Here is a 24,983-nt window from a genome sequence, read left to right on the forward strand (position 1 = left end):
CCAACAATCCTGGTGGGACTGGTGAGGTTGAAGTTACGGTTGTGAAATGTCGTTCAACCGTCGCCAGTTCCTGGCCACCATGGTCGCCGGCGCTGCCGGCGCCGGTGCCGCGACGATGTTCAGCGCCAGCCGAGTCGGCGCCGCGCCGAGCGCCCCCGCCCTGCCGCCGACCTTGGCCGCGGGAACCAGCTACGGGACCCTCCTCGACTACTCCAAATCGGTGCCCTCCCCCCTCGCGATCCGCGCGGCCGGCCACCTCGGCGTGGTGCGGTACGTCTCCGATCGCCGCCCCGGCGCCGAGAACATGAAGGCCAAGCCGCTGACCGCGGTCGAGTCGGTCGAGATGCGCGCATTCGGACTCACCGTCGTCTCCTGTTACCAGTACGGCAAGGCCAAGACCGCCGATTGGCTGGGCGGCTTCGACGCCGGTGTGAAGCACGCGAAGCGCGCCGTCGAACTGCACACCGAGGCCGGCGGGCCATCGGATGCGCCGATCTACGCCTCGATCGACGACAACCCGAGCAAAACCCAGTTCACCGCCAAGATCGCCCCCTATATCGAGGGATGGCAATCGGTGATCGGCGCGCAGCGCACCGGGATCTACGCGAATGCGCCGACGATCCAATGGGCCGTCGACGCGGGGCTCGGCACGTGGTTCTGGCAGCATGACTGGGGTACCCCCAAGGGATACCTGCACCCGTCCGCCCACCTACACCAGATCCCCGGCCAGAAGCGCATCGGCGGGGTCGAGGTCGACGTGAACACCATTCTCAAGCCGCAGTACGGCCAATGGACCTGAACCGCAGGAGCTTTCTGACCACCGCGGCCGGCGCCGGTGCGGCGGTCTGCCTCGGCGCCGCCACCGCCCATGCCGACGGCTCGGACTCCGGGTCCTTCGGCTCCTCGAGCGGTTCGGCCAACTTCGGCGCGCTGTGCGACTACTCGGCCGCCGTCCCGCCCGCCACCGCGATCCGCGCCGCCGGCTACCTGGGCGCCATCCGCTACGTATCGGGCCGTCTCCCCGCCGACCGGTGGATGAAGGCCAAACCCATCACCGCGGCGGAGGCCAAAAACCTGCGGCGGGCCGGTCTGACGATCGTCTCGTGCTACCAATACGCCAAGAACGATTGGATCGGCGGCTTCCAGGCCGGCGTGCACCACGCGCGCATCGGCGCCGCCAAGCACCGTGCCGCCGGCGGTCCCCCGAACGCGCCGATCTACGCCTCGATCGACGCCAATCCGTCCTTCGACCAGTTCCTCAAGCAGATCGCACCCTATCTGCGCGGCTGGCAGTCGGTGATCGGACCGGGTCGCACCGGTGTCTACGGCAATGCCCAGACCCTCACGTGGGCGATGGCCGGCGGCCTGGCCTCCTGGTATTGGCAGCACGATTGGGGCACCCCGCGCGGGTTGGTCCATCCGCTCGCCCATATCCACCAACTCCCCGGGGAGCGCCGGATCGCCGGGATCGGCATCGACCGCAACATCATCCTGCAGCCCAATTACGGGCAGTGGTGATAACCGTGACGGAACCGGGGGCGATCTCGGTGAATCCCGCGTCGCGCACGGCGATCGCCCGGCCATGCCCCTCGGCACCGAGTAGCTCACCCCACCGCGCCGGCGTCGGCTGGCACACCTGAAGCGGGCACCCGGCCCGATACCAGGCCAGCGCCTCGTCGACGGAGAGCAGCGCCGCCCCGAGCATCGATGCGTGCCCCACCTGTGCCGCCGTCTTCCCGACGGTCATCGCCAGACCCGGGTTGACCCACAGGCACAGCGCCGGCCCGGATTCGGACTCGCCGGGTTCGGCGGGCAACTCCCCCGGTACGTCGGTCCCCTCGATCTGCAGTTTGCGCACCCGCTGATCCACCTGGCCCATCATCGTCGGGACATAGGCGCGGGCCTGCTCGTCGGCGGATGCGGTCACCCCCCACACCTGCTGCGCCGCGGTCCATTGGGCACCGCGCGCCCGACGGGCGATCTTGCGGATCCGCGCGTCACACCAGGCGTCCATCGCCGCGGCCCACGGACCGCCCGGTGCGCTGCGCTCGTCGAGACAGACCAGCACGGCCGATCGGGCGGCGGCGACGAGCAACCCGTGCCGTTGCGGCGGGTCGGACTTCTCCACCCGCAGCACCATCTGCATGGCCCAGACCTGTGCGGGGTCTTCGGGGTCGTCGCGGTGCGGGGCATCGAGATACCCGGCGAGACGCGCGTGATTCGCGGCGATCGCCTCGCGCGAGGGGGTATGCATCAGTCCAGTGGGACGCGGCGCAGCGTGCCGTCGACCGCGTCGGCCGCCTCGATCTCCTCGCGGGTGACGCCGAGGATGAACAGCACCGCGTCGAGGAAGGGGTGGTTCAGCGCGGTGTCGGCGACGTCGCGCAGCGCGGGTTTCGCGTTGAACGCGATCCCGAGTCCGGCCGCGCCGAGCATGTCGATGTCGTTCGCACCGTCGCCGACGGCGACGGTCTGCTCCATCGGGACGCCCGCCTCGTCGGCGAAGGCGCGCAGCGCGACGGCCTTGCCCGGTCGGTCGACGACGGTTCCGGTGACCCGGCCGGTCAACTTCCCGTCGACGATCTCCAACGTGTTCGCCCGCATGAAGTCCAGGGAGAGTTCACGGGCCAATGGCTCGATGACCTGCTCGAATCCACCGGAAACGACCCCGCAGCGGTATCCGAGGCGGTGCAGCGTGCGGATGGTGGTGCGCGCCCCCGGGGTCAACTCGAGCGACTGCGCGACGTCGGCGATCACGGCGGCGTCGAGTCCGGCCAGGGCCGCGACGCGCCGGTGCAGCGACTCCTCGAAATCGATCTCGCCGCGCATGGCCGCCTCGGTGACCGCGGCCACCTCGGCCTCGCGGCCGGCCCGGGCCGCGAGCATTTCGATGACCTCGCCCTGGATCAGCGTCGAGTCGACGTCGAAGACGACCAGCCGCTTGGCCCGTCGCGCGATTCCGGCCCGCTCCACCGCGACATCGATTTCGTGGTCGGCGGCGACCCCGGCCAGGGCCTCCCGGAGCAGGGTATCGGCGAACGGCGTGTCCGCCGGAGCGCTGACCATCAGCTCCAGGCCGGTCACCGGATAGTCCGCCACCCCGCGGATGGAGTCGATGTTGGCCCCCTGGGCGGCCAGGGCGGCCGCCAGATTCTGGAAGGCCCGCGCGGTGACCGGGCTGCCGAGGACCACGACGGCGTGGGTCGACGGGGCCTGTCCGACGGCGTTGGAACCGGCTTCGACGTGGACCGCGAACCCCTCCGCGATCAGCCCGGCCGCGGCGATCGCCTCGTCGACACGGTCGGTGAGGTCCTCGACGTCACGCACGGCCGCGACGAGCACCCCGAGCGTCAGTCGGCCGCGGATGACGACCTGCTCGACGTCGAGCAACTCGACACCGGCCTGGGCGAGCACGCCCATCAGGACCGAGGTGACACCTGGTCGATCGGGGCCGCTGACGGTGATGAGGACCGAGGGCGTACCCGGCTGCCCCACCTGTCAGTGACCGCCGGAGCCCGCGTGGGCCTCCGCGCGCATCCGCTCGATCATGTGCGGGTAGTGCAGCTCGAACGCCGGGCGCTCGGAACGGATCCGGGGCAGCTCGGTGAAGTTGTGCCGCGGCGGCGGGCAGGAGGTGGCCCACTCCAGCGAGTTGCCGAAGCCCCACGGATCGTCGACCGTGACGACCTCGCCGTAGCGGTAGCTGCGGAAGACGTTCCACAGGAACGGCAGGGTCGACAGGCCGAGCACGAGCGCACCGGCCGTCGAGACCATGTTGAGCATGGTGAAGCCGTCCGACGGCAGGTAGTCGGCGTAGCGGCGCGGCATGCCCTGGTTGCCCAGCCAGTGCTGGACCAGGAAGGTCAGGTGGAAGCCGATGAAGGTCAGCCAGAAGTGGATCTTGCCGAGGCCTTCGTCGAGCATGCGCCCGGTCATCTTCGGGAACCAGAAGTAGATGCCCGAGTAGGTGGCGAACACGATGGTGCCGAACAGCACGTAGTGGAAGTGGGCCACGACGAAGTAGCTGTCGGACAGGTGGAAGTCCAGCGGCGGGCTGGCGAGCAGCACACCGGTCAGGCCGCCGAAGAGGAAGGTCACGATGAAGCCGACCGCGAAGAGCATCGGCGTCTCGAAGGTCATCTTCCCCTTCCACATGGTGCCGATCCAGTTGAAGAACTTCAGACCGGTCGGAACGGCGATGAGGAAGGTCATGAACGAGAAGAACGGCAACAGCACCGCGCCGGTCACGAACATATGGTGCGCCCACACCGCGACCGAGAGGGCCGCGATCGACAGGGTCGCGTACACCAGGCCGGTGTAGCCGAACAGCGGCTTGCGGGCGAACACCGGGAACACCTCGGAGACGATGCCGAAGAACGGCAGCGCGATGACGTAGACCTCGGGGTGCCCGAAGAACCAGAACAGGTGCTGCCACAGGATCACGCCGCCGTTGGCGGGGTCGAACAGGTGGGCGCCGAAGGCGCGGTCGACCTCGACGCCGAGCAGGGCGGCGGTCAGCAGCGGGAAGATCAGCAGGATCAGGATGCTGGTGACGGTGATGTTCCAGGTGAAGATCGGCATGCGGAACATCGTCATGCCGGGGGCGCGCAGACAGACGACGGTGGTGACCATGTTGACCGCGCCGAGGATGGTGCCCAGACCACCGACGCCCAGGCCCATGATCCACAGGTCGGCGCCGACGCCGGGCGAGTGGATCTCGTTGGTCAGCGGGGTGTAGGCGGTCCAGCCGAAGTCGGCGGCACCGCCGGGGGTCAGGAAGCCCGCGAGGGCGACGGTCGAGCCGAAGACGAAGAGCCAGAAGCCGAAGGCGTTCAACCGCGGGAAGGCGACGTCGGGGGCGCCGATCTGCAACGGCAGCACGAAGTTCGCGAACCCGATGACGATCGGCGTCGCGTACATCAGCAACATCACCGTGCCGTGCATGGTGAACAGCTGGTTGAACTGCTCGTTGGAGAGGAACTGCAAGCCCGGGTGGGCGAGTTCGCCGCGCATCAGCAGCGCCATCAGGCCGCCGATCAGGAAGAACACGAAGCAGGCGACGATGTACATCATCCCGATCAGCTTGTGATCGGTCGTCGTCAGCATCTTGTAGATGAAAGAGCCCTTGGGCTGGTAGGTCTCCGGGTACGGGCGTACCGGGGCCACTACCTGTGTGGTGGGCTGATCAACCGCGGTCACAATTCCTCCTCGAGGGCGGGCATTAGCCTCATCCTAAACCCTCCCGGGGCCTCCCGCGCCAGGGGTCCTACGAAGTGTCGTACTTGTCTGGAACGGGACGTCCAAGACGCGGTGCTAGCGTTCTAGACGTGCACGCATTCCTCCGCCACACCGGCACGACCGCCGTCGTCGCAGGACTAGGGCTCTGCCTGCTGTCCGCGTGCGGGACCGAAGACACGGTCCTGCGCGACCCGAGCGGCCACCCGATCTCGACGTCGACCACTCGGATCGCGGAGGTCAACCTCGTCAATCCGGACCGCGACTACTCCCAGACCTGCGGCGCGCCGGGCCCGGCCGACACGCGCCGGGTCGAGTCGAGCCGGATCGTCGTCACCGACGTCTCCCTGCTCGACGCGCTGTGCGCCCTGGGGATGGGTGACAAGGTCGTCGCGGTCACGGCCGCCCCTGGCTCCGTTCCGGCCTATCTCGGTCCGCAGTTGGGCGCCGTTCCGGCCATCGGCACCGATCCCAGCCGCGATGCGGTCGCGAAGGCCGGCGCCGACCTGGTCCTGACCACCCCCGCGACCGCGAAGTCGGCGGGCGCGTTCGGCCCGGCCCGCTCCGTGACGGTCGACGCCAACGGCTGGGAGGACACCTTCAAGGCGGTGGGCGCGGCCGTCGGCCGTCCGGTATCGGCGGACCGACTGCTGGCGGCCTTCCACGCCGACGCCACCGCCTTGGGGGCGCGTCTGGACGCTGCCCACTCACAGGTCTCGCTGGTGCGGTTCGGCCCCGATGCGGAGACGATCCCGGGAACCGACAGCTTCGCCGGCCAGATCCTCACGATGGTCGGCGTGCAACGCCCGCCCCACCAGCGCCAGCCCGGCCCGCTGAAGGTCGACTCGGACAACTTCACCGCGGCCGACGGCGACCTCATCTATGTCAGCTTCGAGCCGGGTGGCATCGACCACGGCAAGTCGGTGCTGCTGAGCGACCGGTGGCTGGACATGGGCGCCCCGACCTGGAAGCGCGTGTTGAGCGTCAACGACGAGGTCTGGTACCGCAATCCCGGCTTGGCCGCCGCGGGCCTGGTCCTCAAGGACCTGAAGAAGTCGCTGCACGGCGACTCGTCGCAGTACTGAGACGACCTACTCCCCCGGCGACCTACTTTCCCGCCACGTCGTACCAGTGGTGGTTGATGTCGTGCAGTAGGTAGCGCAGCAGGTATTCCGCGGTGAACGGGCGCCCGTCGCGCGTGCCGGAGCGGTCCCAACCGTCGTCGGCGATCCCGTCGATGACGCGGGCGAGCCGCGCCGTGTCCGCGGACACCTCCTCGGCGACGATCGCCGGATCCATCTGGTCGTAGCGCGCCGCGATCGCGGCCGCCTCCTGGTCCCACCCCGGGAACTCGGGTGAATCGGTGGCGAGGATCGCCTCGACGCGGTCCGTGAACAGCCGCGTCATGTCGCGGACGTGGGCGCCGTATTCCAGGGCCGACCAGACGTTCGGCTCCGGCCGGGCCCGCACGTCCTCCGCCGGTCCGCGCAGGAACCGCGACCAGTCCTCGGCGTTGCCCAGGGCCGTCGCGGCGATGGCGGCGCGCGGAACCGTCGAAGCATCGAAACCGCATTCGTCGCAACGCTTCTGCGCGAAGACGCTCCAGTCCTTGTTGTCCGTGGCCATGGCGCCAGCGTAGCCGCACGCGAATCAGCCGTCGGGGTGCGCCGATACAGTGGCGGCATGACGGCCGCGGCCACCGCAGACGAGCGCACCGGGACACCCGGTGGCGCGGTGTTGCGCGCTCTGTGGCATCCCGGGATCGGGCTGAGCCTGTGGCGCTCACACGAGCCGGCCGACGCCGATCCGCCCCCGCTGACAGCGGCCGAGGTGCCGGCCGGCACGGCCGAGATCCTGGCCGACCGAGCGTTTCGCCGCACGCTGCCGGTGATCGGCCCGGACGGGCGTCGGGTGCTGCGCCGCAGCGTCGTGCTGGGCCGGACCTCGACCTTGGCGTTGCTCACCCGACTCGACGAGTCGGCCCCCGCCGGGGTAGGCGGGGAGCTGCGCTACTACCGGCACCTGCTCGCGGGGATCGCCGCCGCCTGCGACGCCGGTGCCGTGGCCCCCGCCGTCGCCGCCGTCGACGGCGAGCACCTGTTGCGGTGGCAACTCGTGGCCGCCGAATACGGCTCGACGTGGCGCAGTTGGCTCGCGGCCGTGCTCGACCGCACCCCGGAGGCGGTGGCCCGCAACGACCCCCGCCCCGGCGGCCGCAACTCCGCGGTCGCCGACTTCGTCGCCGAGATGACCGACGCGCTGTGCCGCGACCGGCTCGACCGGGGCGGGGCGGGAACCTTGCTGCCCGACCTGGTCGACGATCCCCGGCCGCTCCCGGGCGAGCGCGGACCGGCGGCCCTGACCGCGTGGCGCGAGTGGTCGGTGAGCGCCGCGTCGGGTGAACCCGTCGTCGTCTTCCGGCTCCACCTCCCCGAGGAGCCCGACCCCGACCAGCCGGCCCGTGCCGTGACCGCCGAGCCGCCGTGGCGTCTGCAGGTGTGTCGGCGCGACGCCACCGGGGCGATCGCCGCGGTGGTCCCCCAGCGCCTCGGCGGAACCGAACTCGACGAGGTGGCGGCCAGCCTCGCCGACGCGCTCGCGGCCCACCCCGGCCTGCGTGCGGTCGGCACGGATGTGCATTCGCTGGACTATCTGCTCAGCACCGTCGAGGCCGAGGCATTCCTCATGTCGGGCGCGGCGAGCCTGCGCGACGCCGGTTTCACCGTGCTGTTGCCGCGCAGCATCGCGACGGTGCGCCCGACGCTGCACGCCCACGCCCGGCCGGTCGCCACCAACACCGGACGGGCCGCGATCGTCAGCGCCGACGACCTCGCCGAATTCGAGTGGCGGCTGGCCCTCGGCGATGCCCCCGGTGCTCCGCAACTCACCCAGGGCGACCTCGACAGCCTCGCCCGTCAACAGGGCGACCTGGTGCGACTGCGGGGCGTGTGGGTCCTCGCCGAGAACTCCGCGCTGAGCCGCGCGGCCCGCTTCATCCTGGAGCGCCGCGACGCGGACCACACCGATCCGGCGGTCGCGATGCGCGAGCTACTCGCCCTGATCGCCGGGGTCGCCGACGAGCCGACGCCCGTTCCGGTGACGGCGGCACCCGGCCTCGGCTGGCTCGACGACATGGCCGCCGGCCGCGTCCCGCACCCGCCGGGGATCGGCGCGCCGACGCGACTGGCGGCGACCCTGCGCCCCTATCAGCGTCGCGGACTGGACTGGTTGGTGCAGTTGTCTGCGCAACGGATCGGCGGAGTCCTCGCCGACGACATGGGGCTCGGCAAGACCGTCCAGGTCATCGCCCTGCTGTGCCACGAGCGCGAGAACTCTCCCACGCGGCCGACGCTGGTCGTCTGCCCGATGTCGCTGGTAGGCAACTGGGCCCGCGAACTCGACCGATTCGCCCCGCACCTGCGCGTCCTGGTCCACCACGGCCCGGACCGATTGCGCGGCGACGACTTCCACCGGGAGGCGCAGGCCGCCGACGTCGTCCTCACGACATTCGCCATCGCCACCCGCGACCGCGCCCTGCTGGCCCGCGTCGCGGGGAAACCGTGGCGGCGCCTCGTCGTCGACGAGGCGCAGCACGTGAAGAACGTCGCCACCGCCGCCGCGTCGGCGCTCCGCGCAATCGACGCGCGCCACCGCCTCGCCCTGACCGGGACGCCCGTGGAGAACCGCCTGGAAGACCTGCGGGCCGTCGTCGACCTGGTCAACCCCGGAATGCTCGGTTCGCCGTCGACCTTCAAGGCCCGTTTCGCCGAGCCGATCGAACGGGAGCGCGATCAGGGCACCGCGGCGCGGTTGCGGGCGATCACCCGCCCGTTCATCCTGCGGCGGACCAAGACCGATCCCGACATCGTCGACGGCCTGCCCGCCAAGACCGAGTTGGTGGTGCGCGCCAACCTGACCGTCGAACAGGCGGCGCTCTACCGGGCGATCGTCGACGAGCTGATGGCCGCACTCGCCGACAAGCAGCAGCGCACCCTGCGGCGGCGCACCGTGCTGGCCGCGTTGACCCGACTCAAACAGGTCTGCAACCATCCGGCGCACTACCTGGCGGACGGGTCGTCGATCCTCGACAAGTCGGCGCACCGCTCGGGCAAGGTCGAGTTGCTGGCCGATCTCGCGTCGACCGCGGCGGACGAGGGCGACCGGATGCTGGTGTTCACCCAGTTCGCCGAGTTCGCCCACCTCCTGCGGCCGTGGCTGTCCACGCTGCTCGACGCCCCGGTTCCCGTGCTGCACGGCGGACTCCCGCGCGCCGAGCGCGACCGCCTCGTCGCCGACTTCCAGGACGGGGGCGGGCCGCCGCTGATGCTCGCCACGCTCAAGGCCGGCGGGACCGGGCTCAACCTGACCGCGGCCAATCAGGTGGTACACGTCGACCGCTGGTGGAATCCGGCGGTCGAGGATCAGGCCACCGACCGGGCCTATCGGATCGGCCAGGAGCAGCACGTGCAGGTCCGCAAATTCGTCTGCGTCGGCACCCTCGAGGAGCGGATCGACGAGATGATCGCCGCCAAGCGCGAGTTGTCGGCGCTGACCGTGCGCGCCGGGGAGAGTTGGTTGGCCGATCTCGCCGACGAGGCCGTCTTCGACTTGCTCGCCCTGCGCGACGAGGCGGTGAGCGAGTAGTGGCCCCCGCGAAGCCCCATCGCGCGCCACCGCGGTCGTACGCGATCACACCGTGGGGTGCGGCGTTCCTGCGCGCCTTCGGGGTCGATATGGCGCAGACCCGGCGGATCACCAAGGCGCGCACCTACTTTCGCGACCGCCACGTCCACTCCCTGACCCTCGACCCGGGACGGGTGATGGCGTCGGTGACGGGCAGCCAGCTCGACCCGTTCACCGTCACCATCAAGTTGCGCACCGTCGACCCGCGCACGGTCGCCGACCTCCTCCGGGGCTCTGGCGGGCTGGCCGATCTGACCGCGGTTGCGCGCGGCGAACAGCCGTCGGGCCTGCTGGAATTCGTCGCACCGACCGAGGCGGCCGATGCGGCATTCGCCTGCACCTGCCCGATCGACGACACCTGCATCCACGTGTTGGCGACGGCATTCGAGGTGGCCGCGATGATCGACCGGGACCCCGGGGTCCTGCTGACCGTCATGGGCGCACCGCTGGGCCGACTGCTCGACATCGCCAACGCGGGGGCGCCGGCGACCGGCGACGAGGGCGCTGACCGACCGGGATCCCTCGCGGATGACGGCGGCGAGCCGATCGTGGTCGATGATTTCTTCGGCGACACCGCCGACTATCCCGCGGTGCCCGTCCTCCCCGACTTCAATCCGTTCACGCGATTCGAGGCCCCGATGCTGCGCCGCGCGTTGCGTGCCACCGGCATCGCCGCCGACGACGTCCCCGAGGCCACCGACGAACTGGCGGCGCTCTACGACCGGATCACCCGGCGCGACTGACCGGCGATCAGGGCCAGCCGGGTTCCGCCGCGACCCGGCCGTCCTCGATCGCCTGCGCCAGCATGGCGTGGTCGCGGGCGTTCTGCGCGTCGTAGGCGAAGGCGTAGTCGGTGAACGCGTCGGCAACCTTGTCCGACGAACCCAGGTAGTCGTCGATCGCGGCCACATCGCCGCTACGCGCGTGCGCCCGGGCCAACACGTGCCCGCAGGCGTGCGCGAAGGAGGACAGGTGCGGGGCGATCTGCGCCCCGTCGGGGATCACCTTGCCGTCGCGGAATTGGCGGACGTAGTAGTCGTGCCGTCCCTCGTCGCCGGCCACCGACGTCCATCCGAGGAAGGCGTCGGAGGCGCTCTGGATCAGCCGCTGGCCGTTGACCACGCGCTGCCCGTGCTCGGCGTAGCGGCTGGCACCCAGGTAGGGCTCGTACACCGACGGTCCGGCCTGCTTGACCTGCATGAACATCGGATCACCCGTGCGCCGCTCCTCCGAGAGGGCCAGGAATACGCGCATGCCGACGCTGCCGACGCCGACCACCTGCTGCACCACGTCGACGATGTCGAAGTGATCCCACAGGGACTTGAGCTGGTCGGATACCGACGAGCGGTATTGCGCGATGATCGTGTCCAGTTGCTCGGCGTATTCGCTGAGCGCGTGCGTCCGGTACGGCGGCTTCTCGACGATCAGCCGGCGGCCGTCCTTCACCGCCGTCATCTTGTCGAAGGCGGCTCTGCTGGTCCGCTTGGCCGCCCGCTTCTCGAGGATCTCGTCGGTCTGCATGTCGTCGTCGCGCTTGGTGTATTTCACGAGGCGGTCGGAGCGGACGATGTCGTACCAGATGTCGAGTTCGGGCCAGGTGGCGTATTCGGCAATCCATTTGCGATAGCCGCGGTAGCCCGCTCGGACCGCCTTCCGGGTGTCCTTGTCGCGCAGCCCGTTCTCCCGCGAGAGAACGACGAGGCTGGTCAGGAACCGTTTCACATCCCATTCGAACGGGCCGGGCAGGGTTTCGTCGAAGTCGCGGAGGTCGAAGGCGAGGCTGCGCTCCGGGGTGTTCCACAATCCGAAGTTCAGCACGTGGGCGTCTCCGCACATCTGCACCATGATGCCGCTGTGCGGTTGCGCGCCCAGGTCGGCGGCCATCACCGCGGCGGCACCCCGGTAGAACGTCCACGGCGACGCCCCCATCCGACCGTGTCGGATGGCCAAGAGCGACGGGTCGCGGATGTCTTCCTGACCGAGGATCGTCGCGATCGGGTCCTGCTGGCGCTGCTCGGGCTTCCACACCGCGAGCGCCGAACGCGGCAGCACTTTGCGCTGCGCCTTGCCGTCGACGGTCCCCGGCTCGTTCAGCGACGCGACGGAAGGCCCCGCCATCAGAAGTCCCAGTCTTCGTCCTCGGTATTCACGGCCTTGCCGATGACGTAGCTGCTACCCGAACCGGAGAAGAAGTCGTGGTTCTCGTCGGCGTTGGGCGAGAGGGCCGAGAGGATCGCCGGGTTCACGTCGGTCTCGTCGCGCGGGAACATCGCCTCGTAGCCCAGGTTCATCAGAGCCTTGTTGGCGTTGTAGCGCAGGAACTTCTTGACGTCCTCGGTGAGGCCGACCTCGTCGTAGAGCGTCTCGGTGTAGTCCGACTCGTTGTCGTAGAGGTCGAAGAGCAGCTCGAAGGTGTAGTCCTTCAGCTCGGCGCGGCGCTCCGCGGTCTCGGTCTCCAGGCCGCGCTGGTACTTGTAGCCGATGTAGTAGCCGTGCACTGCCTCGTCGCGGATGATCAGCCGGATCAGGTCGGCCGTGTTGGTGAGCTTCGCCCGACTGCTCCAGTACATCGGCAGGTAGAAGCCGGAGTAGAAGAGGAAGGATTCCAGCAGGGTCGACGCGACCTTGCGCTTGAGCGGGTCCTCGCCCCGGTAGTAGTCCATGACGATATTCGCCTTGCGCTGGAGGTTCTCGTTCTCCTCCGACCAGCGGAACGCCTCGTCGATCTCCTTGGTCGAGCAGAGCGTCGAGAAGATCGAGCTGTAGCTCTTCGCGTGGACCGATTCCATGAAGGCGATGTTGGTGAGGACCGCCTCCTCGTGGGGGGTCGTCGCATCCGGGATCAGCGAGACCGCGCCGACCGTGCCCTGAATGGTGTCGAGCAGCGTCAGACCGGTGAACACCCGCATGGTCAGCTGCTTCTCGTACTCGGTGAGAGTCCCCCACGACGGGATGTCGTTGGACACCGGCACCTTCTCCGGCAGCCAGAAGTTACCGGTCAGACGGTCCCAGACCTCGGCGTCCTTCTCGTCGGGAACGCGGTTCCAGTTGATCGCGCTGACCCGGCTGACCAGCTTGATCGGTGCGCCTTCGGCAGGGCTGTGGGCGGTCGCAGACATGACACCTCGGTTGCTCGCAAAATGAAATTCGATATTCCTCATCGGGAATGGGCCCAACACTACCTCTTGGGACCGACGCCGGAAGGCACCACAAGATGGTGTGTCTCGGCGATTCTCGGCGTGTCGGTCCCCGGCGTGTCGGAACGAGCAGATGAGCCGTCCCCCGGCACCGTCTGGCGCAAGTCCTCGCCACCCGGGTCACCTCGCGGATACTGTGCGAGAAAGCCCCGACGCCGAGAGGACTGCTGCCGCCATGCGACTCACCCCGATTTCCGCAACCGGCAAGGGGCCGGCCGATCGCTTCACCGGAGACGTCTACGTCACGACGATGGCAACGCCGACCGCGCCGCCGTACCTGTCGTCGGCCATCGTCCATTTCATGCCGGGTGCGCACACCAATTGGCATATGCACCCGAACGGTCAGACGCTGCACGTGATCGAGGGCATCGCCCTCGTCGGCACCCGCGACGGCACGGTGATCGCGGCCCGACCGGGCGAGTCGGTCACCTGTGAACCGGGTGTCGACCACTGGCACGGGGCGACCGCAGAGACCCTCGCCGTGCACGTCGCGATGATCGTCGCCTCGGCCGATCACTCCGGCACCGACTGGCTCGAACCCGTTCCCGACGAGGTCTACGACGCTGCCCAGGTCGCCGCGCAACGCTGATGCCGTCCTCCGGTCGGGCTCAGAGTTCGGGCAGCCCGGTCGTCGGCAGACCGGCGAAACGGGAGAAGTCCCGGTCGAGGGTGATCAATTCCTCGACACCGTTGGCCTGACACAGCGCGGCGATTCGCGCGTCGTGCACCATCGGGCCGACGGTCCGACTCGCGGCGACGACCTCGCGGGCCACCGTCCAGTGTTCGACCCCCTCGGAGAGCAAACGCAGCGACGGCGAGCCGAGCCATGCGTCGATCTGCCGCAGCGCCTGATCGGTGGAGCTCGGCGGCAGGTAGATCTTCGGGCTGGTGACCACCGAGTAGAACTCATAGAGACAGGGCCACGGGATCGCCCACGCCGCCCGCCCTTCGGCTAGGTTGCGCATCAGGGAAGCGGCGCGGTCGTGGAACGGAGAATCCGACCGGTGTGCGTACACGAGGACGTTGGTGTCGACCGCACGCACGCTAGCCCCGTGGGCCGTACGCCGCCGCGCGAAGTTCCGACCACGCGACATCCGCGAATTCCGGCGCCATACCGCGGCCGCCGACCGAGGCATCCGGGAGACGGTAGCCCCGTCGTTCATCGGAGTATCGCTCGAGCAGCTCCACCAGTGCCTCGGTCACCAGGGATTTCGCCGTCGTGTTCTCCGCCTTGGCGACTCGACGCACCTCAGCCATCAGCGCCTCCGGCAAGTCGAAACTGGTCTTCACCTCCTCAGCTTAGCACTGAATACCGTTAGCGGTATTTGAAATACCGGTAGCCTTAGTCCTATGACGGCCATGCCGATGTTCCCGCTCGAGCACGTCCTATTGCCCGGGGAGCCGCTGCAGTTGAACGTGTTCGAACCGCGGTATCGCGCGATGGTCGCCGACGTGCTCGCCGGCGACCGCCGGTTCGGCGTCGTCCTCATCACGCGTGGCAGCGAAGTCGGCGGCGGAGACGAGCGCAGCGACGTCGGGACGATCGCCCGGATCATCGCCCACCAAGACCTGCCGGATGGCCGCATCATGGTCGCCTGCCGCGGCATCGAGCGGCTGACCGTGACGGGCTGGCTCCCCGACGACCCCTATCCGCGGGCCGACGTGCAGCCGTGGCCGGACGGCCCGTCGGGGACACCGGAGGAATGGGACCGGGCACTCGTCCGCTTCGAGGAGCAGCTCAGCCCCATCCAGGACTGGTTCGTCGAGGCCGCGCAGCGCGAGGGCAAATCCCACCCGGGCTTCATCGGCCCACCCGCCGACGCGGAGCCGACCGAGTACACATTCGGGAAGTCGGGAGCCTTGCCGCTACCCGAACTCGACCGCTACCGGATCCTCGCCGCCCCCGACCCGATCGCCCGCATCGACGTCATGGCACGCGCCGTCGACGACGTGGAACCGCTGCTGCGCGACGTGCTGCGGCCGGAGGAATGACGTGGCACGAACCGAGGACCTTGTTCGGCCCTCAGTTCCGTGCTGCGATTTCCGGATCGGTTTGCACTGCCCGGATCGCGGTGGCCGCGAGGCGGCTCGCGAGTGCGTGGTCGGGGCGTTCCCGGGTGAGCAGATGCCGGAAGTGGATCGGTGCGATGACGAGTTCGATGAGGGTGCGCCCATCGACGTCCGGCGGCAGCTCGCCGCGCTCGATCGCCCGCGTGAGCATCGGCAGGAGCGTCTGCAATCTACTGGCCCAGAACTCGTCTCGCGCGGACCGGGTGTCCTCCGAGTCCGGAATGGCCGCGAGTGTTCGGGCGAGGCCATCGCCCAGCGGCGTGTTCAGGTAGTCGATGAGGGCGCCCGCGAATGCGCTCAGGTCTCCGTGGAGGGATCCGGTGTCCGGCACGCGGAGTGAGTGCTCGCTGGCAGCGAGAAGTGCATCGACGAGAAGGTTCTCGCGAGTTCCCCAGCGTCGATAGATCGAGCTGTCTCGGACGCCGGCGCGACGGCTGACCTCGGGAATGCCGACCTTGGCCACGCCCAGCTCGATCACCGTCTCCAGCACGGCCCGGTGGACGGCATCGCGCACGCGTGCAGAACGGCCTCCCGGCCGGCGGAGTGCCTCGGCGTCAGTCACACGGACATGCTAACGCAGAAACTATTGCGTTTGTCGCGTCCGAACCGTACTGTCACACAAAAGCAGATGTTTCTGCGATATTCCGTTCTGGAGGATGCACGATGTCTCTGACCGACTTGACCCGACGAGCGGCGGTGACCGCCTGCGCGCTCACTCACACGACCGAGAGGGCGGCCCGCAGGCTCGGGCCGGTGCCGTTCCTGCCGCGGCTCTTCGCCGACCGGTTCACGCACCTCGGCGGCATCTCGAAAGAGGAATTCCGCATCCAGTTGGAGAGTTGCCGATCGTTCGAGGACGCCAACTGGAGCGGCTACTGGGAGTCCTTCGCCGAGCGACACCTCGCGGCGGCAGAGGCTGCGCTCGCCCAACTCGGCGGGCCCAGCACGAGCGAACTGCTCGACGAAGCAGCGGTCGATGTCCGCGCGCTGGGCGAACTACTCGCTCCGGCCGTCACGATCCTCTCCGAACGCGGTGCCGCCGCCGACCCGGGTGCGGCTGAACGCTTCTGCGCGGAGAATCCCGCTCACGCGGACGCGGCGATCGCACTCGACAATCTGATCAAAGCAATGACCTACGAGTTCGTCGCGGCATGGCCGGGCTGGAGTCCGCTCCGGCTCCGCGCCTACGAGCGCTCGCATGTCCTCGGTGAGATCCTGCTGACCGCCCTGGCCCCTGCGATGGGTGTGACGATCGAGCTGGTGGAGATCCCCTTCGGCGACGACGACCGGGTGCGCGGCTACCTCATGGCTCCGAGCGGGGTGGAGAAGGCGCCGGTCGTGCTCGTGAGCAACGGCGTCGAGGGCACGCTGGCCGAAGCGTTGCTGCCGCTCCTGAAGTACCGATCCGAAGACCTCGCGGTGTTCGTCATGGAGATGCCGGGCACCTACTCTTACCGTGAACCGCTTTCGCCCGCCGCCGAACGCGTCTACACGAAAGTCATCGACTTCCTGGCCGGTGATCCTCGGGTGGACGACGAGCGTATCGGGATGATGGGCCTCAGCTTCGGCGCCTACTGGGCCACCCGGATGGCGGCAGTCGACTCGCGTTTGAAGGTCGCCGTCGCCAACGGGGCACCGACGAACCGAAGTTTCGGCCCGCTCGCGTCGATCGGGCTACCCGAGATCATGGTGTCGACGCTCCGGAACGCCGCCGGCGCGAAGAGTTTGGCGGACACGACGAAAAAACTCGCGGCGATGTCGATCGCCGACTACTACCCGCGAATCCCCATTCCGCTGCTGGTGATCAACGGGGCCGACGACACGCTCGTCAGCACCCAGGACTCGATCGACATCGCCATCGGGGCGCCCTACGGCCAGCTCGTGCTGTACGACGGTGACGACCACTGCGCCATGGGGCATGCCGACGAATGGATGCGGTTGTCCCAGGACTTCCTCCGCGACCATCTGTGTCACGTCGGAGGAGAAGAATGAAGATCGACCAGGTATCCGACTCGGTCTACGCGGTGGCCGGGACGAACGTCAACTGGGCGCTGGTCACCAGTGGTTCCGGCGTGACGCTCATCGACGCGGGCTATTTCGGCGACACGGCCGACGTGCTGAAGTCGGTGCGCGAGATCGGGCACTCCCTCGACGACGTCGCGGCGGTCCTGATCACCCACGCCCACCTCGACCACATCGGCGCGATCCCCACCCTCGTCGAGAAGATCGGGATGCCGGTCTACACCGGCGCGGCCGAGGTGCCGCACGCCCGGCGCGAGTATCTGGAGCAGATCACGCCGAAGGAGATGCTCCGCCAACTCACGAACCCGGCGGGCCGACGCTGGGTCACCCAGACGATGGTCGCGGTCCGGGGGCGCATGGACATCAGGATCCCGTCGGTCGTCAGTGCCGACGACGTGGTCCTGCCCGCCGGGCTGACGCCGATTCCCACGCCCGGGCACACGACGGGCCACACGGCGTACTTCTTGGCGGACGAGGGAGTGCTGTTCTCCGGTGACGCCCTCGTGACCGGCCATCCGCTGAGCCGGCGTTCCGGGCCGCAGATCCTGCCCGCGGTCTTCAATCACGACGAGGCCCGCACGCTCGACAGCGCAAAGCTTCTCGAGAACCACGCCGCCCGCACGATCGTCCCCGGACACGGGCCGTCGATCCACATGAATCCGGAGTCCGCATGACCGACGACCGCGCACACGACGGGGTGAGGACGAAGACCGTCCACTGGAATGACCCGATGGCCACGGCGGAACTCAGTCGCAGTCTCTCCGGGCGGGACTTCCTCACGAAATGGATGCACGGCGACCTCCCGGGTGCGCCGATCTGCGAGTTGATGGGTTTCCGGTTGGCCGAGGTGGCCGAGGGTGAGGTCGCCTTCACCTGCACGCCCGACGAGTCCGTCTACAACCCCATCGGAATGGTGCACGGCGGGCTGGCCTGCACCGTGCTCGACTCCGCCGCCGGCTGCGCGGTCCATTCGACACTCCCCGCAGGCTTCGGCTACAGCTCGATCGAGATCAAAGTCAGCTTCCTGCGGCCGATCCAGGCGTACGACGGCGACATCGTCGCCCGGGGCTGGGTCACCAAGCCCGGGAAGAGGGTCAGCTTCGCCGAGGCCGACCTCCGTGACGCCCACGGCATGGTCCTCGCGACCGCCAGCAGTAGCTGCCTGATCGTTCCCGTGTGAGGCCGGAGGGCGAAGGCAACACCCCTACAGCATGCAGCTGACGCAGCCCTCCACTTCGGTCCCCTCGAGTGCCATCTGCCGCAGGCGGATGTAGTAGAGCGTCTTGATGCCCTTGCGCCACGCGTAGATCTGCGCCTTGTTCACGTCGCGCGTGGTGGCGGTGTCCTTGAAGAACAGCGTGAGGCTCAAACCCTGGTCGACGTGCTGGGTGGCCGCCGCGTAGGTGTCGATGACCTTCTCGTACCCGATCTCGTACGCGTCCTGGTAATACTCCAGGTTCTCGTTCGTCATGTACGGCGCCGGGTAGTAGACGCGGCCGATCTTGCCTTCCTTGCGGATCTCGACCTTCGCCGCGACCGGGTGGATCGAACTCGTCGAATGGTTGATGTAGCTGATCGAGCCGGTCGGCGGCACCGCCTGCAGGTTCTGGTTGTAGATGCCGTCGCGCTGGACCGCCTCCTTCAGCTCCCGCCAATCCTGCTGGTTCGGGATGTGGATGCCGGCCTCGCCGAACAGGTCGCGCACCTTCTGCGTCGCCGGCTCCCACACCTTGTCGGTGTACTTGTCGAAGAACTCGCCGGAGGCGTACTTGCTGTTCTCGAAGCCCTCGAACGCGCTGCCGCGCTCCCGCGCGATCCGGTTCGACGCACGCAGCGCGTGGTAGAGCACCGTGTAGAAGTAGATATTCGTGAAGTCGACGCCCTCCTCGCTGCCGTAGAAGACGCGCTCCCGCGCGAGGTAGCCGTGCAGGTTCATCTGCCCCAGGCCGATGGCGTGCCCGCTGTCGTTGGCATTCTTGATCGACGGCACCGAGTCGATCGAGGTCTGATCGGCGACGGCGGTCAAGCCGCGGATCGCCGTCTCGATCGTCTGCCCGAAGTCCGGCGAGTCCATCGTCTTCGCGATGTTGAGCGAACCGAGGTTGCAGGAGATGTCCTTGCCGACGTGCGAGTAGGACAGGTCGTCGTTGAAGGTCGACGGGGTCGACACCTGCAGGATCTCCGAGCACAGGTTGGAGTGGGTGATCTTGCCCGCGACGGGGTTCGCCCGGTTCACCGTGTCCTCGTACATGATGTACGGGTAGCCGGATTCGAACTGCAGCTCGGCCAGCGTCTGGAAGAACTCGCGGGCCCTGATCTTGGTCTTGCGGATCCGCTTGTCCTCGACCATGTCGTGGTAGTTCTCGGTCACGTTGACATCGGCGAACGGCTTGCCGTAGACGCGTTCCACGTCGTACGGGCTGAACAGGTACATGTCGTCGTTGCGCTTGGCCAATTCGAAGGTGATGTCGGGGATCACGACGCCCAGGCTCAGCGTCTTGATGCGGATCTTCTCGTCGGCGTTCTCGCGCTTGGTGTCGAGGAAGCGGTAGATGTCCGGGTGATGGGCGTGCAGGTACACCGCACCGGCACCCTGGCGCGCGCCGAGCTGGTTGGCATAGGAGAAGGAGTCCTCCAGCAGTTTCATGATCGGGATGACACCACTGCTCTGGTTCTCGATCTTCTTGATCGGCGCCCCGTGCTCGCGGACGTTGCTCAGCAGCAGCGCGACGCCGCCGCCCCGCTTGGACAGCTGCAACGCCGAGTTGATGGAGCGCCCGATCGACTCCATGTTGTCCTCGATGCGCAGGAGGAAGCAGCTGACCGGCTCGCCGCGCTGCTTCTTGCCCGAGTTGAGGAAGGTGGGGGTGGCCGGCTGGAAGCGGCCGGAGATGATCTCGTCGACGAGCTGGCGGGCGAGCACCTCGTCGCCGTCGGCCAGGGTCAGCGCCACCATGCAGACGCGGTCCTCGAAGCGCTCGAGGTAGCGCTTCCCGTCGAAGGTCTTCAGCGTGTAGCTGGTGTAGTACTTGAACGCCCCGAGGAAGGTCGGGAAGCGGAACTTCTGCTTATACGCGTGGCCGAAGAGGTCGCGGACGAATTCCCGGCTGTAGCGATCGAGGACCTCGGGCTCGTAGTACTTCTCCTCGACCAGGTAGTCGAGTTTCTCGTCGAGGTCGTGGAAGAAGACCGTGTTCTGGTTGACGTGCTGCAGGAAGTACTGGTTGGCCGCTTCCCGGTCCTTGTCGAACTGGATCTTGCCGTCCGCGTCGTACAGGTTGAGCATCGCGTTGAGCGCGTGGTAGTCCAACTCCCCCGGCTCGTGCCCGGCGGGTGACGGGTGGACGCCGGACTGGCTGGCCGACGCGGTGTCTGGGGTGGTGGTGGGCGACGACACGATGGACACTCCTGGTGCAGATGGAACAGATGTGGTGCTGCGGATCGCGTAACGATCAGCCGGTGACGAGCAACTCGCCGGTGGTGCGGGCGAACTCGGCGAGCCCGTCGCGGACGCGGTCCACGTCTGCGGCGGTACCCATGAGTTCGAATCGGTAGAGGTACGGGACATGACACTTGGCGGAGATGATCTCCCCGGCCATCCCGTACTCCGCACCGAAATTCGTGTTACCCGCGGCGATCACGCCGCGGATATGTGAGCGGTTGCGCTCGTCGTTGAGGAAACGGATGACCTGCTTCGGTACATAACCGCCGCCGATCCTCGTCGCACTGCGCCCCCCGCCGTAGGTCGGGGTGATCAGGACGAACGGGGCGTCGACGACCAGCGGGGCCGCCGCGTCGTCGTGGACCGGGATCCTTACCGCGGGCAGGCCCAGCTTCTCGACGAACCGGTGGGTGTTCTCCGACACCGACGAGAAGTAGACGACCGACAGCGACATGGCCCGCTCCGCAACGAATCAGGCCGTGGCGGCGCTGTGTGCGAGTGCCTTGATGCGGTCGGGGCGGAAGCCGGACCAGTGCTCGTCACCGGCGACGACGACGGGGGCCTGCAGGTAGCCGAGGGCCATGACGTAGTCACGGGCGTCGGAGTTCTCCGAGATGTCGATGATCTCGTACTCCACACCGGCCTTGTCGAGAGCCTTGTAGGTGGCGTTGCACTGAACGCAAGCCGGCTTGGTGTAGACGGTGATAGCCATCAGCAGCTCCGAATTCCATCGATGTCGTTTGGTATCCCGAACACTACACCTTGTGTCTGACATTGCCAGCCAACACTAGAAGTTGTGAATTACATTTATGAAACTCGCTGGTCGCAGGCCTACAGGATCACAAATTCCCGGCGTGTCCCGGCGTGTTCGGCGTGTCGTGTCCGAATGGGTGCCGCGGGGCGACCGGCTACCCTTCACACGTGGACAGCCGCGACGACGCACCGCCCCTGGTCGGCAACGACCTGTTGGCGCAGCGCGACGAGCGCGCCGACGCCGCGGCCAACCGGGCACGCCTCCTGGACGCCGCCGCGCGCCTGGTCGCCGAGCACGGTGCCGCGGCCGTGACGATGGACGAGGTGGCCGCAGCAGCCGGGGTCGGGAAGGGCACGGTCTTCCGCCGTTTCGGCAGTCGCACCGGCCTCATGCGCGCCCTCATCGACCACGACGAGAAGCGCCTGCAGCACGGCTTCCTCTTCGGCCCGCCGCCCCTGGGCCCCGGCGCCGCACCGCTCGACCGCCTGCTCGCCTACGGCCGCGCCCGCCTCGAGCACACCCTCGCCCACCGCGACATCCTCACCGAGGCGATCGCCCACGACCTCGCCGCGCGCTACACCATGCCCGTCGTCATGGTGTCGACGACGCATGTGCGCATCCTGCTCGCCGAACTCGGCGTCGCGCGCCCCGAGGTGGCCGCGCTGGCCGTCGAGGCGCCGCTGCACGCCGACGCCGTCGTCTTCCTCTCCGACGTCGAGGGGTTGTCCCCGGCCGAGATCACCCAGCAGTGGGAAGAGCTGGTCATCGCCCTCGCGCGCTGAGCCCTACCGGTCGTACGACCCGTGGGCGGCCAGCGCCTGCGCCCGCGACAGGTCCGGCCCGGCCGGGAGCAGGCGCACGATCGGCCACGGGGCCAAACCGGGCTCCCCGAGACCGAGCACCCCGGCTGCGGCATCGTCGGCCACCGTGTGACGCACTCCCGTGTCGGCGATCAGTACCCGGCCGTGCCGGCGCCCGCTGCGCGGATCCATCCCGGTCAACCGCACGTCGTGGGTGGTGCCGGGAGCCACGCGGATCTCGTCGACGCGCGGACCGGGACCGTCGGCCCCCACCGGTATGACCGGCGCACCGCCGGGGATCGCGTGGCCGCCGAGCAACTCGGTCCGCGCCTGGGGCGCCCCGGCCGCCCGCTGCCAGCGCTGACACAGGACCGGCCCGTCGGCGACCCCGAGCAGCCGTGGCACCCGGTCGGGGAAATGCGCCGACTCCGCCGCGCCCACGACGGGCACCGCGGCCGCCCGGGCCGGCGCCACCGTCGGCACCCTGGGCGGAGCCGACGCATCGGCGAGCCGGATCATCTCGGCCGCGACGGCGGTCACCGGCTCGACACCGTCGGCGCGGACGAGGAAGTGCTCTGTCCGGCCGTCGATCCCGGCAACGGCGAATACCGACCCGACGCGCAGCCCCAACGGTCCGGGCCGTCCCGCCCCGGGCACGGTCGGCACATCCAGCGCCGCGACCTCTTCGATCGCGTTCGCCAACCCCGGTGACAACTCCCGGGCGGGTACCCCGTCGAGGCGCAACGCGCGCCGCACCGGCGCCGACTCGACGTCGACCCGGGCCCGCACCGTCCTGGCCTCCGCGCCCTTGCCGAGCCGGTAGACGAGGTAGGCGGCCCCGTCGACGGCGGCCAGCACCCCGGCCCCCGGGTCCACGGCCGGAAGGTCGGCGTCGCCGACGACGACGGCGGTCCGCGCCGGCGGATCACCCGCCGAACCGGCCGCGTCGCAGACCGTCCACGTGGTGGCCGCTCCGGCACCGAGGGTGTTGGGCGCGCCGACGATACCGAGGGCCGGTCCGCGCGGGAGCGAGCGCAGCGCCGCGGTGGACACCGTCTTCGGCTCCGCCGGCGACCCGGCGATCAACCGTGCCGACGCAAGGTTGAGCACCGGATGCGCGGTGTGGTCGACGACGACGTAGAGCCCGCCGTCGGACCGGTTCAGGACGATCGGCGCGTCCGCGACCGACCCGACCGGGCGGATCAGCCCGTACACCCCGCACCCGGCGGCGACGAGCACCGCCAACACCAGGCCGATGGTCACCGATTGGCGCTGCGCCCGCATCGGGTCGTGCAACATCCGAGCGTCGCGGCGCACGAGCGCGTGCTCGGCGCGCTGCAGCAGGAAGCGGTACCCACTCACCTGGGCGCGCGTGGTCAATTGTCGAACCATCCCCGGTCCCCCAACCTGAGATCGCGCACCGGATCGGCACGATCCCCCCGGATCGGCCGAGAACTACCGGCGCGCAGCCACTCTCGCACGACGACGTCGCGCACGGGTGGGATTGCGGCAGATCGGCGCGGCTAGCCCGACGCGGCGGCGTCGAGCGCCCCCGGATCCGGGGCCGGCAGCACGCCCATCTGCACCATCGCACCGACCTCGTCGCGCACGCCCCAGTGTTCGGCGAGGCGCTCCCCCTCGGTCCGGTAGATGTGGATGGTCGACATCGCGTACTCGCGCCCCACCGCGGCGGGACCGTGGATCTGCGCGACTCCCGGGCCGCGCGCCACCGCCCGGAACACGATCCGGTCCGCGGTCTCGATGGTGTCGACGATCTCGTACTTGAGCCGCAACACCCCGGTCACCCAGGTCAATATCCGTCGGTACCCCTGGGGCCCCGGCTCGATCGGGAACGGCGACCCGTGGTCGATGAAGTCCTCCGTCACGCAGTCCTCCAGGCAGGAGAGATCCCCGGAGGTAATCGCCTGGAACACGGCGCGTGCGGCCGGCATGGCGGGGTTGGACATGGCATCCTCCTCGATGAGAGATCCAGTGGATCATAATTCCACTGGAATATAATTCTAAGTAAATTGGTGGGTGATGGCAATGGCCGATCGGCGCAGCTACGACGCCTCGCGGCGCCTGGAGGCGGCCAGGCAGACGCGCCGCCGGATCGTCGACGCCGCGCGCGAGGCCCTGCTCGCGGGCGGCTACGACGGCATGACCGTCGCCCGGCTGGCGCAGACGGCCGGGGTCAGCCCGCAGACGGTGTACAACTCGATCGGCGGCAAGGCCGAGGTGGTGAAAGCCGTCTACGACGTCATGCTCGCCGGCGACGACGAACCCGTGCCGATGAGTGAGCGCCCGGAATTCCTCGCCATGCGCGCCAGCACCTCCCCTGCCTCCTTCCTGGCCGCCTACGCGCACATCTCCCGCACCATCTACGAGCGCGTCGGCCCGCTGCTCGGGGTACTGCTCGAGGGCGGGTCGGGGGGCGACGCGACGTTGCGCGAGCTGGTCGCGACGATCGACGGCGAGCGCCGCACCGGCAACGGGCACGCACTGGACCAGCTCGACGCGATGGACGGCATCCCCTCCGGGGTCGGGCGCGCACGCCTGCACGACATCGTGTGGACGCTGACCTCCCCCGAGGTCGCCGACCGCCTCATCCGGCGCTGCGGTTGGTCGCCCGCCGACTACGAGTCCTGGCTGCACCACCAGCTCGTCGCCGCACTCGACGCGCCGTAGCCGCTTCCGCGACGAATCCTGCGCGGCGCGGGGAAGCCGTTTGCTACGGTCACACCGCGCGATGCCGGGGGGCTCGCCGCACCGGCACCGAA

26 protein-coding genes are annotated in these 24,983 nt (G+C 68.9%); 12 read left to right on the forward strand and 14 right to left on the reverse strand.

The annotated features are described in order from the left end of the window. Positions 1-46 precede the first annotated feature (46 nt). Entirely contained in the window at positions 47-799 is a 753-nt protein-coding gene (locus HUN08_RS11985; RefSeq protein ID WP_124247245.1) for a DUF1906 domain-containing protein, read from the forward strand. Continuing rightward, positions 790-1,518: a DUF1906 domain-containing protein gene (locus HUN08_RS11990; RefSeq protein WP_124247244.1), complete on the forward strand. Its 729-nt coding sequence runs from the start codon at positions 790-792 to the stop codon at positions 1,516-1,518. The genes HUN08_RS11985 and HUN08_RS11990 overlap by 10 nt, the downstream gene beginning before the upstream one ends. On the opposite strand, the gene HUN08_RS11995 is transcribed toward HUN08_RS11990, so the two are convergent. The 3 genes from HUN08_RS11995 to ctaD are packed head-to-tail and all read right to left on the reverse strand — an operon-like array spanning position 1,487 to position 5,199. Beyond that, the gene (locus HUN08_RS11995; RefSeq protein WP_124247243.1) at positions 1,487-2,254 is read right to left on the reverse strand and encodes a peptidyl-tRNA hydrolase; all 768 of its coding nucleotides are present in this window, start codon (positions 2,252-2,254) and stop codon (positions 1,487-1,489) included. The genes HUN08_RS11990 and HUN08_RS11995 overlap by 32 nt on opposite strands. Next, positions 2,254-3,495, reverse strand: a complete 1,242-nt coding sequence (serB, locus tag HUN08_RS12000) for a phosphoserine phosphatase SerB (RefSeq protein WP_124247242.1) — start codon at positions 3,493-3,495, stop codon at positions 2,254-2,256. Before serB ends, HUN08_RS11995 begins: the two co-directional genes overlap by 1 nt. 3 nt (positions 3,496-3,498) lie before the next feature. After that, on the reverse strand, positions 3,499-5,199 hold the full coding sequence (gene ctaD / locus HUN08_RS12005) for a cytochrome c oxidase subunit I (protein ID WP_124247241.1): 1,701 nt from the start codon (positions 5,197-5,199) through the stop codon (positions 3,499-3,501). A 188-nt stretch (positions 5,200-5,387) separates the two neighbouring features. Between ctaD and HUN08_RS12010 the strand changes: the two genes are divergently transcribed. Next, the gene (locus HUN08_RS12010; protein WP_301546996.1) at positions 5,388-6,320 is read left to right on the forward strand and encodes an ABC transporter substrate-binding protein; all 933 of its coding nucleotides are present in this window, start codon (positions 5,388-5,390) and stop codon (positions 6,318-6,320) included. 22 nt (positions 6,321-6,342) lie between these two features. On the opposite strand, the gene HUN08_RS12015 is transcribed toward HUN08_RS12010, so the two are convergent. After that, positions 6,343-6,861 carry a DinB family protein gene (locus tag HUN08_RS12015; protein WP_124247239.1) on the reverse strand — a complete coding sequence of 173 codons (519 nt, stop codon included), beginning with the start codon at positions 6,859-6,861 and terminating at the stop codon, positions 6,343-6,345. A 57-nt stretch (positions 6,862-6,918) separates the two neighbouring features. Here HUN08_RS12015 and HUN08_RS12020 point away from each other — a divergent pair, with 57 nt between their 5' ends. Continuing rightward, entirely contained in the window at positions 6,919-9,879 is a 2,961-nt protein-coding gene (locus HUN08_RS12020; RefSeq protein WP_124247238.1) for a DEAD/DEAH box helicase, read from the forward strand. After that, entirely contained in the window at positions 9,879-10,661 is a 783-nt protein-coding gene (locus tag HUN08_RS12025) for a hypothetical protein (protein ID WP_124247237.1), read from the forward strand. Before HUN08_RS12020 ends, HUN08_RS12025 begins: the two co-directional genes overlap by 1 nt. 7 nt (positions 10,662-10,668) lie before the next feature. Here HUN08_RS12025 and HUN08_RS12030 read toward each other — a convergent pair whose 3' ends face one another. Together HUN08_RS12030 and nrdF are read right to left on the reverse strand one after the other, a co-directional pair. Then, positions 10,669-12,036: a DUF2252 domain-containing protein gene (locus HUN08_RS12030; protein ID WP_124247236.1), complete on the reverse strand. Its 1,368-nt coding sequence runs from the start codon at positions 12,034-12,036 to the stop codon at positions 10,669-10,671. Beyond that, positions 12,036-13,037 (reverse strand): class 1b ribonucleoside-diphosphate reductase subunit beta, encoded by a 1,002-nt coding sequence (gene nrdF, locus HUN08_RS12035; RefSeq protein WP_124247235.1) that lies wholly within the window; start codon positions 13,035-13,037, stop codon positions 12,036-12,038. Before nrdF ends, HUN08_RS12030 begins: the two co-directional genes overlap by 1 nt. A gap of 253 nt (positions 13,038-13,290) precedes the next feature. On the opposite strand from nrdF, the gene HUN08_RS12040 reads away from it, so the two are divergent. Beyond that, on the forward strand, positions 13,291-13,704 hold the full coding sequence (locus HUN08_RS12040) for a cupin domain-containing protein (protein WP_124247234.1): 414 nt from the start codon (positions 13,291-13,293) through the stop codon (positions 13,702-13,704). Between the two features lie 19 nt (positions 13,705-13,723). Here the strand turns inward: HUN08_RS12040 and HUN08_RS12045 are convergent, their stop codons facing one another. Both HUN08_RS12045 and HUN08_RS12050 read right to left on the reverse strand, forming a co-directional pair. Beyond that, positions 13,724-14,278, reverse strand: a complete 555-nt coding sequence (locus tag HUN08_RS12045; protein WP_367649919.1) for a type II toxin-antitoxin system VapC family toxin — start codon at positions 14,276-14,278, stop codon at positions 13,724-13,726. Next, the gene (locus HUN08_RS12050) at positions 14,160-14,405 is read right to left on the reverse strand and encodes a type II toxin-antitoxin system VapB family antitoxin (RefSeq protein ID WP_124247232.1); all 246 of its coding nucleotides are present in this window, start codon (positions 14,403-14,405) and stop codon (positions 14,160-14,162) included. The genes HUN08_RS12045 and HUN08_RS12050 overlap by 119 nt, the downstream gene beginning before the upstream one ends. A 60-nt stretch (positions 14,406-14,465) precedes the next feature. On the opposite strand from HUN08_RS12050, the gene HUN08_RS12055 reads away from it, so the two are divergent. Continuing rightward, positions 14,466-15,107, forward strand: a complete 642-nt coding sequence (locus HUN08_RS12055) for an LON peptidase substrate-binding domain-containing protein (RefSeq protein ID WP_301546699.1) — start codon at positions 14,466-14,468, stop codon at positions 15,105-15,107. A gap of 31 nt (positions 15,108-15,138) precedes the next feature. Here the strand turns inward: HUN08_RS12055 and HUN08_RS12060 are convergent, their stop codons facing one another. After that, positions 15,139-15,747, reverse strand: a complete 609-nt coding sequence (locus HUN08_RS12060) for a TetR-like C-terminal domain-containing protein (RefSeq protein ID WP_301546700.1) — start codon at positions 15,745-15,747, stop codon at positions 15,139-15,141. 101 nt (positions 15,748-15,848) lie between these two features. Between HUN08_RS12060 and HUN08_RS12065 the strand changes: the two genes are divergently transcribed. From HUN08_RS12065 to HUN08_RS12075, 3 genes are read left to right on the forward strand one after another with little or no spacing between them, the layout of a single operon-like run. After that, entirely contained in the window at positions 15,849-17,177 is a 1,329-nt protein-coding gene (locus tag HUN08_RS12065) for a S9 family peptidase (RefSeq protein WP_124247231.1), read from the forward strand. After that, on the forward strand, positions 17,174-17,881 hold the full coding sequence (locus HUN08_RS12070; RefSeq protein WP_124247230.1) for an MBL fold metallo-hydrolase: 708 nt from the start codon (positions 17,174-17,176) through the stop codon (positions 17,879-17,881). Before HUN08_RS12065 ends, HUN08_RS12070 begins: the two co-directional genes overlap by 4 nt. Then, on the forward strand, positions 17,878-18,387 hold the full coding sequence (locus tag HUN08_RS12075) for a PaaI family thioesterase (protein WP_124247229.1): 510 nt from the start codon (positions 17,878-17,880) through the stop codon (positions 18,385-18,387). The genes HUN08_RS12070 and HUN08_RS12075 overlap by 4 nt, the downstream gene beginning before the upstream one ends. Positions 18,388-18,411: 24 nt before the next feature. Here HUN08_RS12075 and nrdE read toward each other — a convergent pair whose 3' ends face one another. The 3 genes from nrdE to HUN08_RS12090 form a co-directional block, all read right to left on the reverse strand. Then, entirely contained in the window at positions 18,412-20,493 is a 2,082-nt protein-coding gene (nrdE, locus tag HUN08_RS12080; protein ID WP_301546997.1) for a class 1b ribonucleoside-diphosphate reductase subunit alpha, read from the reverse strand. 166 nt (positions 20,494-20,659) lie between these two features. Further along, positions 20,660-21,103 (reverse strand): class Ib ribonucleoside-diphosphate reductase assembly flavoprotein NrdI, encoded by a 444-nt coding sequence (gene nrdI, locus HUN08_RS12085; RefSeq protein ID WP_124247228.1) that lies wholly within the window; start codon positions 21,101-21,103, stop codon positions 20,660-20,662. 18 nt (positions 21,104-21,121) lie between these two features. Then, positions 21,122-21,361, reverse strand: coding sequence for a redoxin NrdH (locus HUN08_RS12090; protein WP_124247227.1), 240 nt, complete (start codon positions 21,359-21,361; stop codon positions 21,122-21,124). A gap of 209 nt (positions 21,362-21,570) precedes the next feature. Between HUN08_RS12090 and HUN08_RS12095 the strand changes: the two genes are divergently transcribed. Then, positions 21,571-22,185, forward strand: a complete 615-nt coding sequence (locus HUN08_RS12095) for a TetR/AcrR family transcriptional regulator (protein WP_301546701.1) — start codon at positions 21,571-21,573, stop codon at positions 22,183-22,185. Between the two features lie 3 nt (positions 22,186-22,188). On the opposite strand, the gene eccB is transcribed toward HUN08_RS12095, so the two are convergent. Further along, positions 22,189-23,583 (reverse strand): type VII secretion protein EccB, encoded by a 1,395-nt coding sequence (gene eccB, locus HUN08_RS12100; RefSeq protein WP_165353495.1) that lies wholly within the window; start codon positions 23,581-23,583, stop codon positions 22,189-22,191. A 143-nt stretch (positions 23,584-23,726) separates the two neighbouring features. Next, positions 23,727-24,170, reverse strand: a complete 444-nt coding sequence (locus HUN08_RS12105) for an ester cyclase (RefSeq protein WP_124247225.1) — start codon at positions 24,168-24,170, stop codon at positions 23,727-23,729. Between the two features lie 73 nt (positions 24,171-24,243). Here HUN08_RS12105 and HUN08_RS12110 point away from each other — a divergent pair, with 73 nt between their 5' ends. After that, entirely contained in the window at positions 24,244-24,891 is a 648-nt protein-coding gene (locus HUN08_RS12110; protein WP_301546702.1) for a TetR/AcrR family transcriptional regulator, read from the forward strand. Positions 24,892-24,983: the final 92 nt, after the last annotated feature.

The organism is Gordonia sp. X0973, from assembly GCF_013348785.1.
Taxonomy (GTDB): domain Bacteria; phylum Actinomycetota; class Actinomycetes; order Mycobacteriales; family Mycobacteriaceae; genus Gordonia.